This window comes from Streptomyces sp., from assembly GCF_035645055.1.
Classification (GTDB): Bacteria; Actinomycetota; Actinomycetes; order Streptomycetales; family Streptomycetaceae; genus Streptomyces.
In genome coordinates, this window is sequence record NZ_DASQNH010000050.1 from 73,712 (window position 1) to 87,355 (window position 13,644).

The window sequence follows — 13,644 nt, forward strand, 5'->3', positions numbered from 1 at the left end:
GTGGCCTGGCTGCTCGTCGCCCTGGTGCTGGTCGTCGCCACTGCGGGTCTGCTGCGGTGGCGGCGCCCTGCCTGGTACTGGCTGACCTTCGGGGTCACCCTCGCCGCGCTGCGGGTTCTGGTCCGGTATGGCTCGGTCATGGACGCCTGCGGCCTGACGGTCCCGGCCCCTCGCTGGCGTCTGGCGCTGGCCCGGATGGCCAACCGGCCTGTTCCTCGGCCTCGTGCCCCGCGCATCCTTCGGGTGCGAGTGACCCGGACGGGCTTGGTGCTGCGGCTCAAGCTCCGCCCCGGCCAGGACGCCTTCGACGTGGCCGCCTCGTGTGACCGGCTGCGGCACTCGTTCGCCATGTACGGCGTCACCTCCCGCGAGCTGCGCTCGGGTGTGGTCGAGCTGCGGATGACCGGCTACGACGTACTCAAGCGGGTGCAGATGCCCGCCCGGCTCGACAGTCGGCCGATGCGGGTCCCGGTCGCCCTGCGCGAAGACGGGGCCGTGCACTACCGCGACTACCGGGCCGTTCCTCACGCACTCACCCTCGGCGCTACGGAGTCCGGCAAATCCGTCTACCAGCGCAACCTTGTCGCCGCGCTCGCGCCGCAACGAGTCGCCCTGGTCGGCATCGACTGCAAGCAGGGCGTGGAACTGTTCCCGCTGGCCCGCCGGTTCTCCGCGCTCGCCGACAACCCCGACACTGCCGCCGAACTCCTCGACGCGCTGGTGGCCCACATGGAGGACGTGTATCAGCTCATCCGGGCCGAGCAGCGGATTACCGCTGACGTGCCGGATGCGGAGATCGCCGCCGACATCTGGGACCTGCGCGAGGACCTGCGACCGGTGCCGATTGTGGTCCTGGTGGATGAGGTCGCCGAACTCGCCCTGTTCGCCACCAAGGTAGGGGAGAAGCGCCGGGACCGGATCATCACCGCGCTCGCTCGGCTCGCCCAGCTCGGCCGCGCGGCTGGCATCTACCTGGAGATCTGTGGGCAGCGCTTCGGTTCCGAACTCGGCAAGGGCATCACCATGCTCCGCGCCCAGCTCACCGGCCGCACCGCCCACCGCGTCAACGACGAATCTAGCGCGAACATGGCCTTCGGCGACATCGCCCCGGACGCCGTCCTGGCCGCGATCCAGATCCCAACCGACACCCCCGGCGTCGCCATCACCGGCGACTCGACCGGCGGCTGGGCTCGCATCCGCGCCCCGCACACCTCCCTGCGTCAGGCCGTGAACATCTGCAACCGGCACGCCGACCTGGTCCCGGACATACCTGCCCTGGCAGCTTTCCGGCCCGCGCTCGGCACTCTCGCCTCGGTTCCGGCCCCGGCTGTCGAGTCTGCCCCGACCGCCGCCTGACCCCACACATCTGCCCCGGTCGGCGCGACCGCTTCGCGCCAGGTCCCTAGCCCCGTCATGCCAGAAACCGGAGGTGAACCGTGGACATCCGCGAGGACTTCAACCGCACGGTGCAACTGCTCAGCGCCCTGGCCCTGTACGCCCACACTCTCGGCGCCGACCCCGATTTCGTCGACGCCATCGGCCCTTCTCTGGCCGCCTCCTTGCCCGAGCCGCCGCCGGGCGTCTTCCCGCCCGGCTACGACCCCACCGACGGCCCCCAGTACCCCGGCGGGCAGTACTGATGGCTCGCCCCCCTCTCCGCGTGGACGCCGTCCTGGTGCAGGCGGTCATCGCCGGGGCGTTGTCCTTCGCCCACCTGCACGATCTGGCCGCCGCTGCCGGACAGGATGGCTGGAAGGCCTGGGCCTACCCGGTCTCGGTGGACCTGCTGCTGGTTGCCGCCTGGCGACGGCTGCGCACGGACGGGCCGTCCCGGCTGGCCTGGTGCTGGTTCCCGATCGCCCTGGTCGCCTCGCTCGGCGCCAACGTCGCCACCGCCGGACTCCTCGACCTCGGCGCCGTTCCGGCCTGGCTCCGCATCCTCGTCGCCGCCTGGCCCGCCCTGGCCTTCATGGGCGGCACCCTCCTCGCCCACACACCCACCCGACAGGAGCCGGACGCGCCGGCACCCCGCGGTCCGGACCCCCTGCCCGAACCGATCGCCGACGAACCGGCCACCGTCTCTAGGCCGGACTCAGTGGCCGAACCGGCCGAGGTTCCGGCACCCGAGGAAACCCCGGCCCTGCCCACCCCCGTACCGTCCCCGGCTTTCCCGCCTGTGCCGGTCCCGGCCGCGCTGGTCGACCACGCCCGCAAGGTCGCCACCGACCACGAGCAGCGGACCGGTTCCCAGATCGACACCGACACCCTGCGCGCCCGCCTCGGCGTCCCGCCGCACCTGGCCGACGCAATCGCCGCCCAGCTCACCTGACACCGACGGGAGACACGTCTTGACCCGTGACCCGGCCGACTTGACAGCCGCCGATCACCTCGACGCCGCCCGCGAGATGACCGCCGCCAACCGGCCCTACCTCGCCCACCTGCTCGCCGAACAAGCGGCCCGCCTCACCACCGACCCGGCCACCGCCGTCGGCATCCGCGCCGCCTTCCCCGACCCGACCACCACCCGCAAGGAGACCCACTGACATGCCCGCCCGCGACTTCTTCCACTCCGTGATGCGGATCGGCCCTGTACAGATCGGCACTCACCGCGACCGCAACGGCCAGACCAAGCACGCCGCCGTGTGCAGCAACGACGGCTGCGGCTGGTCCGCCGACTACTCCAGCCAGTCCGCCGCCCAGCTCGCCGCCCGCACCCACCGCTGCAAGGTCCGCTAGGAGGCACCTCATGGACGTCCCGCTCTGGTTCGCCCTGCTGGTTGTCGGAGTCCTCGGCGTCAAGCTCATCCGCCCGCCGCTCTGGCTGGTCCTGGTGCTGTTGCTGGGCGGCTACCTCCGCGCCGACAGCCTCCTGGCCCCGGTCATCGACACCACCGTGAAGTGAGGAGATCCGCCCATGTTCCGGCCCAAGCTCCCGGCCATGCCCCAGCCCACCGGCACGGCTACCCCGCCCGCGGTCGTCGTCGAGCCGACCACCATCACCCCCGGCACTCCGGCCTCGCCGCCTGCCCCGGTTCCGTCCCGGCCCACGGTTCAGCTCACCCCCGGCACCGTGCTCGCCCTGGTCGGCGGCGGTACCGCCGTGGTCCTGGTCGTCGGCGCCGTTCTGGTCTCCATGCTCCTGGCCGTCGCCGTCACCGCCACCTCGGTCGCCGTCTGCGCCGTCGTCCTGCGCTCACTGCTGACCTCCCAGCACCGCCGTTGACCGGCCCCGGGGCGACGCACAAGCCGCCAGCACGCCGCCGCCTCCGGGACCCCTGCTCCGCCAACCGCCGTCGTCAAGGGAGAACACCCATGGACCTGCACATAGCCGCGAGCCTGGTGCCGTTACTGGGCTGGGTCGTACACGGAGGCATCCTCACGCACCGGCTCGTCTCCGCCCGCCGCGACCCGCTCACCGGGCTGCACACCCGCGCCGGATGGACCGCCCGCGCCGAACACCTCATCCGCCGGCACCCGGCCGCGGCCGTGCTCCTGGTCGACCTCGACCACTTCAAGACACTCAACGACACCCACGGCCACGCCGCCGGGGATGCCGCGCTCATCGCCACGGCCGACCGGCTCCGCGCCTGGTGCGGCCACAACGGCACCGCCGGTCGCCTGGGCGGGGATGAGTTCGTGGCCGTCATCCGGGACTTGGCCGCCGCCGACCTCGACGCGCTGACCGCCGCATTGCACCAACCCTTGGCCTACGCCGGGAGGTCACTGCCGCTGGCCGCTTCGGTCGGCGTCTGCAGCGTCGCCGATCTGCCGATGCCGCTCCTGACCGACGCGCTCGCCGCCGCCGATGCGGCCATGTACGTGGCCAAGGGACGTGGCCGCCGGGGCGCGCGCCACTTCGCTGACCGGCCGCCGGGTGGCGCACAAGCCGCCAAGCACGCCGCCACCCGGGGCCGTTCCTTCCAACCGCAATCGAAAGGCACCACCATCATGACCCAGCACACCCCGCTCGCGCCGAGGAGCTGCCAGGCCTGCGACGGCTTCGCCTCCGCCGCGATCACCCTCGGCGGTCGAGACGCCCGTGGCCACCTGCGCATCATCAACGTCCACTGCCCGGCCTGCCACGGCACCGGAACCGCTTCCGCCCGCCGCGTCCGGGAGGGCGCTGGTGCCTGAGACGCTGCTCGACCCGGCCACCCTCGGCGACCTGCTGAGGGTGGCCTCGGCCTCCGACTACCACCGCTGGGAAGAACAGATCCGCCGCACCGGCGGCTGCGCCGACCCCATCCACCTGACCGGCTGGGTGCTGCACAAGGACAAGACCACCGGCCAGACGCTGCACCACTACTCGACCAAGGACGAGCCGGGCGGGCGCCTGAGGGTGGCCTGTGGCAACCGGCGCGCCTCCCGTTGCCCGGCCTGCGCCTGGACCTACGCGGGCGACACCTACCACCTCATCCGCGCCGGCCTCGCCGGGGACGACCGCCGCGACATCCCCGCCACCGTCCGCGACCACCCCCGCGTCTTCGCCACCCTCACCGCACCCTCGTTCGGGCCGGTCCACAACCGCCCCGACCGAGGCACCTGCCGCTGCGGCACCCGCCACGCCCCGGACGCCCCGGAACTGGGCACCGCCCTCGACCCGGAAGCGTACGACTACGCGGGCGCGGTGCTGTTCAACAACCACGCCGGGCAGCTCTGGCAGCGCTTCACCAACCGGCTCCGCCGCGAAATCGCCGCCCGCGCCGGCCTTTCCCGCCGGGAACTCGCCGACCACTGCCGCGTCTCGTACGGCAAGGTCGCCGAGTTCCAGAAGCGCGGCGCCGTGCACTTCCACGCGGTGATCCGCCTCGACGGACCGGACGGGCCCGACACCCCGCCGCCGTCCTGGGCGACGGTCGGCCTCCTCGCCGACGCGATCCGCGCCGCAGCCGCGCACTCCTACACCTCGGTCTCCGTCCCGGCCGCCGTCGACCAACCGGCCCGGACCTTCCGCTGGGGCACCCAGCTCGACGTCCGGCCGGTCAAGGCATTCGGCGACGGTTCGGAGATCACGGAACAGGCCGTCGCCTCCTACGTCGCCAAGTACGCCACCAAGGCCGCCGAGAACACCGGCACCCTCGACCGCCGCATCGGGGAACTCTCCGAACTCGACCGCCACCAGGTCCCCGACCACACCCGCCGCCTGATCGAAGCCTGCAAGGTGCTCGATCCGGTGTATCCGGAACGCCGTCTGTGGGCCTGGGCGCACATGCTCGGCTTCCGCGGCCACTTCTCCACCAAATCCCGCCGCTACTCCACCACCCTCGGCGCCCTCCGTCAGGCCCGTGCCGACTACCGCGCCGCCCAGGAACACGCCGCCCTCGGCCTGGACGACACCGAGCCGGACACCGTCCTGGTCCTGGCCGACTGGCAGTACGCCGGCCACGGCCACACCCCTGGTGAATCCGTCCTCGCCGCCACCATCGCCCGGGACATCCGGCTCAACCGTGAAACCGCCCGCGAAGCCCTGCGCGACCAACTCGCCCTGGAAGGAGCTGCCGCATGACCACCGCCACCCCCGAACTGCTGACCGTGCCCGAAGTCATGGCGCGGCTCAGGCTCGGCCGCTCCACGGTCTACGACCTGATCCGCTCCCGTCGGCTGATCTCCATCACCGTCGGCCGTTCCCGCCGCATACCCGCCGACGCCCTGCGCGACTTCATCAACCGCGAGATCGAGGAGACCGCCTGATGGCCAAGCGCAACCCCAACGGCGAGGGCACCATCTACCGCCGCAAGGACGGACGGTACGAGGGCGCGGGCTACGTCCTCATGCCGGACGGCACGCAGAAGCGCCGGCGGGTCTACGGCAAGACCTGGGAGGAAGCCCGGAAGAAACTAACCGAAATGCTCGCCAAGAGCGACCAGGGCATCCCGGCGGCCGACACGGCCGAAAGCCTCGGGCCGTACCTTGCCTACTGGCTCGAACACGTCGTGCGCCACAAGGTGCGGCCTTCGACGGTCTACAGCTACAGCAAGTGCGTCAACGCGTACATCGTCCCCCGGCTCGGAAAGAAGAAGCTGGCCCGGCTGTCCGCCAAGGACGTGCGCCTCTTCCTCGACTGGGCACGGCAGGCGTGCCAGTGCTGCGCCCAGGGACGGGATGCCGCTCGTCCGGCGGGGGAGCGCCGCTGCTGTGCCGCAACGCCCAAGCGGTGCTGTGAGCGTCGGCTGTCGCCGCGCATGGTCCAGTACCTGCACGCCGTGCTGCGGAACGCTCTGCAGCACGCCGTCCGTGAGGAGCTGGTGCAGCGCAACGTCGCGAAGCTGGTGCAGGTTCAGACGCCGCGTTACCGCGTCGGCCGCGGGCTCTCCGTCACTGATGCGAAGAAGCTGCTGGCAGAGGTGCGTGACGACCGGCTCAGCGCGGCGTACGTGCTCGCGCTCTATCTCGGCTTGCGGCGGGGTGAGCTGCTGGGCCTCCACTGGTCGGACGTTGATCTGGATGGGGGATCGCTGGAGATCCGAACGGCCCTCCAGCGTGTTGACGGAGAGCTGACGCTGACCGCGCCCAAGACGCGCCGCTCGGAGCGTCCCGTACCGCTGCCGACCGTGTGCGTGGACGCCCTGCGCCGGCACCGCGAGCACCAGGCCGAGGAACGGCGGGCGGCGGGGGAGCGGTGGCAGGAGACGGACTTGGTCTTCACCACCAGGCGGGGCACCCCGATCGAGCCGCGGAACCTGAACCGGCACTTCTACCCGATCCGTGAGCGGCTGGGCCTGGACGTCCGGTTCCACGACCTGCGGCACACCTGCGTGACCCTGCTGCTCGGCCTCGGCGTCCCGCCGCACATCGTCCGCGACATCGTCGGGCACAGCGCCCTTGACGTGACCATGAACATCTACGCGCACGCCGACATGACGGAGAAGCGGGCCGCTCTGGACCGGCTGGGGAGCCTGCTGGCCGTCGAGTGACGGGGCCGTTGCCGTCAGCGTTGCCGTCAGAGACACGAAACGCCCTGGAGGGGAGATCCCCTCTGGGGCGTTTTGGCTGGTGGCGGGTGGCGCCCCCGGCAGGACTCGAACCTGCGGCCAAGCGCTTAGAAGGCGCCTGCTCTATCCACTGAGCTACGGGGGCCGGTGTGGTGGCCTCTGTCGTGGTGCCCGGGTGTGGGCTGATCCGTGACGTTGCCGGGGACAAGGATAGGGCTCCCGGATCCTTGACCCTGTTGCTTCGCCTCCGTGGCTCGATGTGGAGGTTCGGTGAAGCGGTCCTGATAATCGCAGGCAGGTACGAATCGTGCATCGCTTTTGACGCCTGGCGCACCGGGTGTTGTGCACTCGTTATGCCTCGCCTGCGCTCCTGCCCCACTTGTCCCTTCTGTCCCTTGCGTCCAGTCGGCGCGCAGACATGCTCATATGCTTCAGAAATCCCATAAAATTGGGCATTCTTCGCATGTGGTGACCTTGGACGTACGGCCTCAGCTGCTCGACGCTCTCTCCGCGCTGCGCGACCGTGTCGCCGCCGCACGCTTCCCGCTGCCTCTGGCGGGGGCCCCACGCGCGCGTGCCAACCGCGACGAACTGCTCGCCCAGCTCGACGACTACTTGGTGCCCCGGTTGAGACAGCCCGAAGCACCGTTGCTCGCCGTCGTGGGGGGATCCACCGGGGCCGGGAAGTCGACACTCGTCAACTCGCTGGTCGGACGGCGGGTCAGCGAGGCGGGCGTGCTGCGGCCGACGACACGGACCCCGGTGCTGGTCTGCCACCCGGAGGACCAACACTGGTTCAGCGGGATGCGGGTGCTGCCCGACCTCACGCGCGTGTGGGTGCCCCAACAGGACCCCGGGAACGACGATCTGCTGCTCCCCGGCGAGAACCCCGCGCGCGTACTGCGCATCGAGACCGCCGAGACCCTGCCACCCGGCCTCGCCCTGCTCGACGCCCCCGACGTCGACTCCCTCGTCGCCGACAACCGTGTCCTCGCCGCCGAGCTGATCTGCGCCGCCGACATCTGGGTGATGGTCACCACGGCGGCCCGCTACGCCGACGCCGTGCCCTGGCATCTGCTGCGCACCGCCAAGGAGTACCGAGTCACGCTGATCACCGTGCTCGACCGGGTGCCGCACCAGGTGGTCTCCGAGGTCTCCCGGCAGTACGGCGCCCTGCTCACCAAGGCCGGACTCGGCGACGTACCCCGGTTCACCGTGCCCGAACTGCCCGAGTCCGCGTGGGGCGGCGGACTGCTGCCCGCCACCGCCGTCGCACCCCTGCGCACCTGGCTCGTCCACCAGGCCCAGGACCCCGTCGCCCGCCAGCACGCCCTGGCCCGCACCGCCTACGGCCTCCTGGACTCCCTCAAGTCCCGGATGCCCGAGCTGGCCAGTGCCGCCGCCGCGCAGTACGCCGCCGCGCTCCGCCTCACCGCCGCCGTCGACACGGCCTACGACAGCGAGCACGCGCGCGTGCGGGGCCGGCTCCAGTCCGGGGCCGTGCTCGCCGGGGACGCCCTCAAGCGCTGGCGGGCCTTCCCGCTCGACTGCACCGCCGGGGAACTGCTGGACGCGCTCGTCGAAAGCCTGGGCGACCTTCTGCTGTGTGCCGTCACCGCCGCCGACGAGCGCGTCGACGACGCCTGGCGGCGCGAACCCGCGGCCGACGCGCCCGAACTCACCGACCACGACACCGAGCCGGAGAGCGCCGAGCACCGGATCGGACTGGCGGTACGACGGTGGCGGCGCGAGCTGGAGGAGTACGCCGAGGAGGAGGTACGCGCCCTCGAACGCAGCCCGGCACCCGACCCCGAAGTGATCGCCGCACTCGTCGCCACCGCGCTGCTCGGCGGCCGCCGCGCCCGGTCCGCGGGCGAGGGGCTGGCCGAGCGGATCGGCGCGCACGGGGCGCTGCGGCTGCGCGACCGGGGCGGCCGGCTGCTCGCCGAGTACCTGGACCGCGTGATCCACATCGAACGCGAACGCCGCCTCGCCCCGCTCGACGCCCTCGACGTCCACCCCGAGCCCCAGGCCGAACTCATCGCCGCGCTGTCCCTATTGCAGAAGGAGAGGTGAGCGGTGACCGCTGTCACTGACCAGGACCACATGGATCACATGGATCACGTCGAGCAGATGGAGAACGGCGACCGCAACGGTCACCGGGATGCCGATCCCGTCGGCGCTGTCGAGCGCGTGACGGAGGGGAAGGAGGGGCCTGTGACTTCTGAGCCTTGTGAGCCTCCTGGGTCTTCTGGACCCTCCGGGTCTGCCGAGGCCTCTGAGTCCTCCGAGTCCTCCGAGTCCCGGGAATCCTGCGCCGAACCCTTCGAGTCCGAAGGGTCGTCCACGGAGTCGTCCGAGTCTTCGGGGACCGTTGTGACGTCAGGGAGCGAAACCCCCTCGAAGGACGAGCCGAAGAGTCACGCGAAGGACACGCGCGTGCGGGCCGGTGACGACAGCCCACCTCGTACGGACCGTCCGGAGGCCGGGCCCGCCTGGGACGACGGGCTGATCGCGCGGCGGGTCGCCGAAGGGGCCGCCGCGGCCGAGCAGGCCGCCGTGACCGTCGTCGAGACCCGGCTCGGCGGGCCGCAGACCGTGACCCCGCTGGCGTTCGACGGACCGCTGCGGTCGCGGCTGGACGCGCTACGGGAGCTGGTGGGACTCTCCCGGACCCGGCTGGACAGCCGTACGCTCGCCGAGGCGGGCCGGGTCCTCGACGAGGCGGCGGCGCGGCGCCGGCTCTCCGGGCAGCACACCGTCGTCGCCATCGCGGGCGCGACGGGGAGCGGCAAGTCGCAGCTGTTCAACGCGCTCGCCGGGGTCACCATCTCCGAGACCGGCGTACGCCGCCCCACCACGGCCGCGCCCATCGCGTGCAGCTGGAGCGACGGCGCGGCGAGCCTCATCGACCGGCTCGGCATCCCGCCCCGGCTGCGGCGGCGTCCCGCGCAGCACGCGGAGGCCGACGGGCAGTTGCGCGGGCTGGTCCTGGTCGACCTGCCCGACCTGGACTCGGCGGCCGTGCAGCACCGCGAGCATGCGGACCGGGTGCTGGCCCTGGTCGACGCGGTGATCTGGGTGGTCGATCCGGAGAAGTACGCCGACGCCGTGCTGCACGAGCGTTATCTGCGGCCCATGGCCGGGCACGCCGAGATCATGTTCGTCGTGCTGAACCAGATCGACCGGCTGCCCGGGGAGGCCGCCGAACAGGTCCTCGACGATCTGCGGCGGCTGCTCGACGAGGACGGCATCGCGCTCGGGGAGTACGGCGAACCGGGTGCGACCGTGCTGGCGCTGTCCGCGCTCACCGGGGACGGCCTCGGGGAGCTGCGCGACGCGCTCGGGCAGTTCGTCGCCGAGCGGGGCGCGCCGGCCCGGCGGATCTCCGCCGATCTGGACTCCGCCGCGTGGCGGCTGCGGCCCGTCTACGCCACCGGTCGGCGCACCGGGCTCAGCGAGGCGGCCCGGGACGAGTTCTCCGCGCGGCTCGCCGACGCGGTGGGCGCCACCGCGGCCGGGGAGGCCGCCGAGCGCGCGTGGCTGCGCAACGCCAACCGCGCGTGCGGGACGCCCTGGCTGCGGCTGTGGCGCTGGTGCCAGGACCGGCGCGAACCGCCCACGGGCCGGCTGCCGGTCCGTACACAGGCCGACGAGGAGGCGACCGCGCGGCAGCGGGTCGAGCAGGCGGTGCGGACCGTGGCCGACCGGGCGGCGACCGGGTTGCCCGCGCCCTGGGCGCAGGCGGTGCGGGAGGCGGCCGTGCGTGGTGCGCAGGGGCTGCCCGAGGCGCTGGACGAGCTGGCGGCACGGACCGGGCTGCCCCCGGGGCGACCGCCCCGGCCCGGCTGGTGGCCGGCGGCCGTGCTGGCCCAGGCGTCGATGACCATCCTCCAGGTCGTCGGCGGGTTGTGGCTGGTGGGGCAGATCGTGGGGGTCATGGCACCGAACCTCGGGGTGCCGGTGCTGCTGATGGTGCTCGGGATCATCGGCGGCCCGCTGGTGGAGTGGAGCTGCCGGATGGCGGCGCGGGGACCGGCCCGGCGGTACGGCATGGAGGCGGAACGCAGACTGCGCGAGGCCGCCGCCGGGTGCGGGCGGGCGCGGGTGCTGGATCCGGTGGCCGCGGAGCTGCTGCGGTACCGGGAGGTGCGGGAGCGGTACGGGCGGGTCATCGGGGTCGGAGCCGGGGCCGGGGGGAGGTAGGCGCACGTCATACGAGCGGTACAAGGCGCCCGGGGGCCAAGCCTTGGGCGACCCCGTCACCCGTTTGGGTGGCGGGGTTTTCCACAGCTCAGCGGTGGTCCACAGGGCTCGGCGGGCTGGGTGGGACAGGGGGCAGTCTGGGTGCGCGGCGATCGCGACGGACGCGGTCGCCGGTCCAGGAACTGCCGTACGGGAGGGCCCGTACGAGGGAGGGGATGACGGAGATGAACGAGACGATCGTCTGCGCGGTCGGCAACGTGGCGACCCAGCCGGTGCACCGGGAGACGCCGACGGGACCGTCGACGCGGTTCCGGCTGGCCGTGACCGCGCGCTATCTGGACCGGGAGAAGAACATCTGGACGGACGGCCACACCAACTTCTTCACGGTGTGGGCCAACCGGCAGCTCGCCGCGAACGTGACGGCCTCGGTGAACCTCGGCGACCCCGTCGTGGTGCAGGGCAGGCTGAAGGTGCGTACGGATGTGCGCGAGGGACAGAGCCGGACCTGGGCGGACATCGACGCCGTGGCCATCGGCCATGATCTGTCGCGCGGCACGGCGGCCTTCCGGCGCACGGGCCGGGCGGAGGCAGCGGCGGTGGCACCGGTCTCGCCACCGCGCCCCGAGCCCAACTGGGAGACCCCGGTGGATGATTCGGACCAACCGGAGGCTCTTACTGATCAACAGTCGGCTGAGCGCGCCCTGGTGACGTGATGTCAGACAACGCACCGGCCTGACCGAAGTGGGGGCTTATCGGTGAATGCGCTCCGAAAAGACCGGTGGATTTGTCGATAAGCCCAGTTCAAGCCCGCCCCGGCGATAACGATTACGAGTCGGATCAGCCCTCCGAAGCGATCACCGGGAAAGGCGGTGCGCACGCGTCCCTAGGATGCCGGACATGGCTCCAGGGGCTTGACGACTCTGCTGGCGGGACCGCGCCCCCACGTCAACCGGTCCTGCTCGAAGGGGAATTCTGTGTTTTCTTCGTTCTCCGCACGGTCCGCGTGCGGGCGACGCGCGGCCGGGATCGCCGCCGTGACGCTGGTGTCCGGACTCGCCGTGGCCGCGCTGACGGCCGCCACCGGGCCGGCCGCGGCCGACGACGCGGCGGGGCGGGCCCAGGGCGGGGCGACCGCCACCATCGGCGGCCTGAAGACGTACGGCGACGCCGTGGTGCACACCGAGGCCGGGGACCTGGAGCTGTCGGCGGGCCTGTTCGAGATGTCCGTCGAGGGCGGCGGCACCCTGCACACGTACTGCGTGGACATCCACAACCCCACGCAGCGGGACGCCAAGTACCGAGAGACACCCTGGAGCGGCACCTCGCTGGGTGCCAACAAGGACGCGGGCCGGATCCGCTGGATCCTGCAGAACTCCTACCCGCAGGTCAACGACCTCGCGGCGCTCGCCCGCAAGGCCGGTGTGCGCGGCGGTCTGACCGAACAGGACGCGGCGGCCGGCACCCAGGTGGCGATCTGGCGCTACTCGGACGGCGTGGACGTCGAGGCCGTCGACCCGCAGGCCGAGAAGCTGGCGGACTATCTGCAGGACAGCGCCCGCCCCGCGGCGGAGCCCCAGGCGTCCCTGACCCTCGACCCGCCCGCCCTCTCCGGCCACCCCGGCGGGAAACTCGGCCCGGTCACCGTGCGCACCAACGCGGACAGCGTCACCGTCACCCCGCCGGCCGCCGCCGTCACCAGCGGCGTGCGGGTCGTCGGCAAGGACGGCAAGGAGGTCACCACCGCGCGGAACGGCACCCAGCTGTTCCTCGACGTGCCCGCCGAAGCGCCGGACGGCTCCGCCGAGCTGACCGTGCAGGCCTCCACCACCGTCCCCGTCGGCCGCGCCTTCGCCTCCGACAGCCGCAGTCAGACCCAGATCCTGGCCGGCTCCAGCGAGTCCACCGTCTCCGCGACGGCGAGCGCCGCATGGGCGGAGACCGGTGCCATACCGGCGCTGTCCGCGGCGGAGAACTGCGCCGAGGGCGGCGTCGACATCACCGCCGTCAACGAGGGTGACGCGCCGTTCGCCTTCGAGCTGATGGGCGCCCGGCACACCATCGCCGCGGGCGAGACCCGCACGGTCACGGTCCCGCTCCAGGAGGACCAGGCCTACGACTTCACGATCACCGGCCCCGGCGGCCACGCGCAGCGCTTCACCGGCGTCCTCGACTGCCGCACCCAGGCCGCCGAGACCGACGCCGCCGGTACCACCACCCAGACCCTCGGCGAGCCCAGCCCCGCCACGGTCCCCGCCCCCGCCGCCGACGTGAACCTCGCCGCGACCGGCAGCTCCGACGCCACCCCGATGATCGGCGGCGCGGCCATCGGCCTGGTGCTGATCGGCGGCGCGGCGCTCCTGCTGGTCCGCAAGAAGAAGACGCAGGACTGACCACGCCTCCTGCTTGCCCCTTGACACCTCAACAGTGAGTGACATCGCGCTCACCCGCTGACGTGGAGCGTGCCGCCGCTCCTGGACGGGTTTCCGCCCAGGGGTGGCGGTACGGC

The 13,644-nt window shown here is 72.3% G+C and carries 14 protein-coding genes, 1 tRNA gene and 1 pseudogene; 15 read left to right on the plus strand and 1 reads right to left on the minus strand.

Annotated elements, in window-relative coordinates; translation table 11 throughout:
- The 11 genes and pseudogenes from VE614_RS16710 to VE614_RS16760 all read left to right on the plus strand — a co-directional run bounded on the left by VE614_RS16710 (window position 1) and on the right by VE614_RS16760 (window position 6,914).
- A complete protein-coding gene (locus tag VE614_RS16710; protein ID WP_324937227.1) occupies window positions 1-1,356 on the plus strand; it encodes an FtsK/SpoIIIE domain-containing protein in 1,356 nt (451 codons plus the stop codon).
- An 80-nt stretch (window positions 1,357-1,436) separates the two neighbouring features.
- Entirely contained in the window at window positions 1,437-1,640 is a 204-nt protein-coding gene (locus tag VE614_RS16715) for a hypothetical protein (protein WP_324937228.1), read from the plus strand.
- Window positions 1,640-2,329: a DUF2637 domain-containing protein gene (locus VE614_RS16720; RefSeq protein WP_324937229.1), complete on the plus strand. Its 690-nt coding sequence runs from the start codon at window positions 1,640-1,642 to the stop codon at window positions 2,327-2,329. Before VE614_RS16715 ends, VE614_RS16720 begins: the two co-directional genes overlap by 1 nt.
- Before the next feature lie 19 nt (window positions 2,330-2,348).
- A complete protein-coding gene (locus VE614_RS16725; protein WP_324937230.1) occupies window positions 2,349-2,543 on the plus strand; it encodes a hypothetical protein in 195 nt (64 codons plus the stop codon).
- A gap of 1 nt (window position 2,544) precedes the next feature.
- Window positions 2,545-2,736: a mobile element transfer protein gene (locus tag VE614_RS16730; RefSeq protein ID WP_086741780.1), complete on the plus strand. Its 192-nt coding sequence runs from the start codon at window positions 2,545-2,547 to the stop codon at window positions 2,734-2,736.
- Between the two features lie 10 nt (window positions 2,737-2,746).
- Window positions 2,747-2,902 (plus strand): hypothetical protein, encoded by a 156-nt coding sequence (locus tag VE614_RS16735; protein WP_324937233.1) that lies wholly within the window; start codon window positions 2,747-2,749, stop codon window positions 2,900-2,902.
- A 12-nt stretch (window positions 2,903-2,914) separates the two neighbouring features.
- Window positions 2,915-3,223 carry a SpdD-like protein gene (locus tag VE614_RS16740; RefSeq protein ID WP_324937235.1) on the plus strand — a complete coding sequence of 103 codons (309 nt, stop codon included), beginning with the start codon at window positions 2,915-2,917 and terminating at the stop codon, window positions 3,221-3,223.
- An 89-nt stretch (window positions 3,224-3,312) separates the two neighbouring features.
- Window positions 3,313-3,852: pseudogene (locus VE614_RS16745) on the plus strand (GGDEF domain-containing protein); the annotation flags it as partial.
- Between the two features lie 274 nt (window positions 3,853-4,126).
- Window positions 4,127-5,506 (plus strand): replication initiator protein RepSA, encoded by a 1,380-nt coding sequence (gene repSA, locus VE614_RS16750; RefSeq protein ID WP_324937237.1) that lies wholly within the window; start codon window positions 4,127-4,129, stop codon window positions 5,504-5,506.
- Window positions 5,503-5,691, plus strand: coding sequence for a helix-turn-helix domain-containing protein (locus VE614_RS16755; protein WP_324937239.1), 189 nt, complete (start codon window positions 5,503-5,505; stop codon window positions 5,689-5,691). Before repSA ends, VE614_RS16755 begins: the two co-directional genes overlap by 4 nt.
- Entirely contained in the window at window positions 5,691-6,914 is a 1,224-nt protein-coding gene (locus VE614_RS16760; protein WP_324937241.1) for a tyrosine-type recombinase/integrase, read from the plus strand. Before VE614_RS16755 ends, VE614_RS16760 begins: the two co-directional genes overlap by 1 nt.
- Window positions 6,915-7,001: 87 nt before the next feature.
- Here the strand turns inward: VE614_RS16760 and VE614_RS16765 are convergent.
- Window positions 7,002-7,077, minus strand: a tRNA-Arg gene (locus VE614_RS16765).
- A gap of 320 nt (window positions 7,078-7,397) precedes the next feature.
- Between VE614_RS16765 and VE614_RS16770 the strand changes: the two genes are divergently transcribed.
- From VE614_RS16770 to VE614_RS16785, 4 genes are all read left to right on the plus strand, one after another.
- Window positions 7,398-9,008, plus strand: coding sequence for a dynamin family protein (locus tag VE614_RS16770; protein WP_324937243.1), 1,611 nt, complete (start codon window positions 7,398-7,400; stop codon window positions 9,006-9,008).
- A gap of 3 nt (window positions 9,009-9,011) precedes the next feature.
- A complete protein-coding gene (locus VE614_RS16775; protein WP_324937245.1) occupies window positions 9,012-11,138 on the plus strand; it encodes a YfjP family GTPase in 2,127 nt (708 codons plus the stop codon).
- A 224-nt stretch (window positions 11,139-11,362) separates the two neighbouring features.
- Window positions 11,363-11,851 carry a single-stranded DNA-binding protein gene (locus VE614_RS16780; RefSeq protein ID WP_324937384.1) on the plus strand — a complete coding sequence of 163 codons (489 nt, stop codon included), beginning with the start codon at window positions 11,363-11,365 and terminating at the stop codon, window positions 11,849-11,851.
- A gap of 261 nt (window positions 11,852-12,112) precedes the next feature.
- Entirely contained in the window at window positions 12,113-13,528 is a 1,416-nt protein-coding gene (locus VE614_RS16785; protein ID WP_324937247.1) for a Cys-Gln thioester bond-forming surface protein, read from the plus strand.
- Window positions 13,529-13,644 lie beyond the last annotated feature (116 nt).

What these genes read in the sequence shown, in the direction of transcription:
- VE614_RS16755 (WP_324937239.1), top strand. Translation starts at nt 5,503, where the DNA reads ATGACCACCGCCACCCCCGAACTGCTGACCGTGCCCGAAGTCATGGCG.
- VE614_RS16780 (WP_324937384.1), top strand. Translation starts at nt 11,363, where the DNA reads ATGAACGAGACGATCGTCTGCGCGGTCGGCAACGTGGCGACCCAGCCG.
- VE614_RS16735 (WP_324937233.1), top strand. Translation starts at nt 2,747, where the DNA reads ATGGACGTCCCGCTCTGGTTCGCCCTGCTGGTTGTCGGAGTCCTCGGC.
- VE614_RS16760 (WP_324937241.1), top strand. Translation starts at nt 5,691, where the DNA reads ATGGCCAAGCGCAACCCCAACGGCGAGGGCACCATCTACCGCCGCAAG.
- VE614_RS16720 (WP_324937229.1), top strand. Translation starts at nt 1,640, where the DNA reads ATGGCTCGCCCCCCTCTCCGCGTGGACGCCGTCCTGGTGCAGGCGGTC.
- VE614_RS16740 (WP_324937235.1), top strand. Translation starts at nt 2,915, where the DNA reads ATGTTCCGGCCCAAGCTCCCGGCCATGCCCCAGCCCACCGGCACGGCT.
- VE614_RS16730 (WP_086741780.1), top strand. Translation starts at nt 2,545, where the DNA reads ATGCCCGCCCGCGACTTCTTCCACTCCGTGATGCGGATCGGCCCTGTA.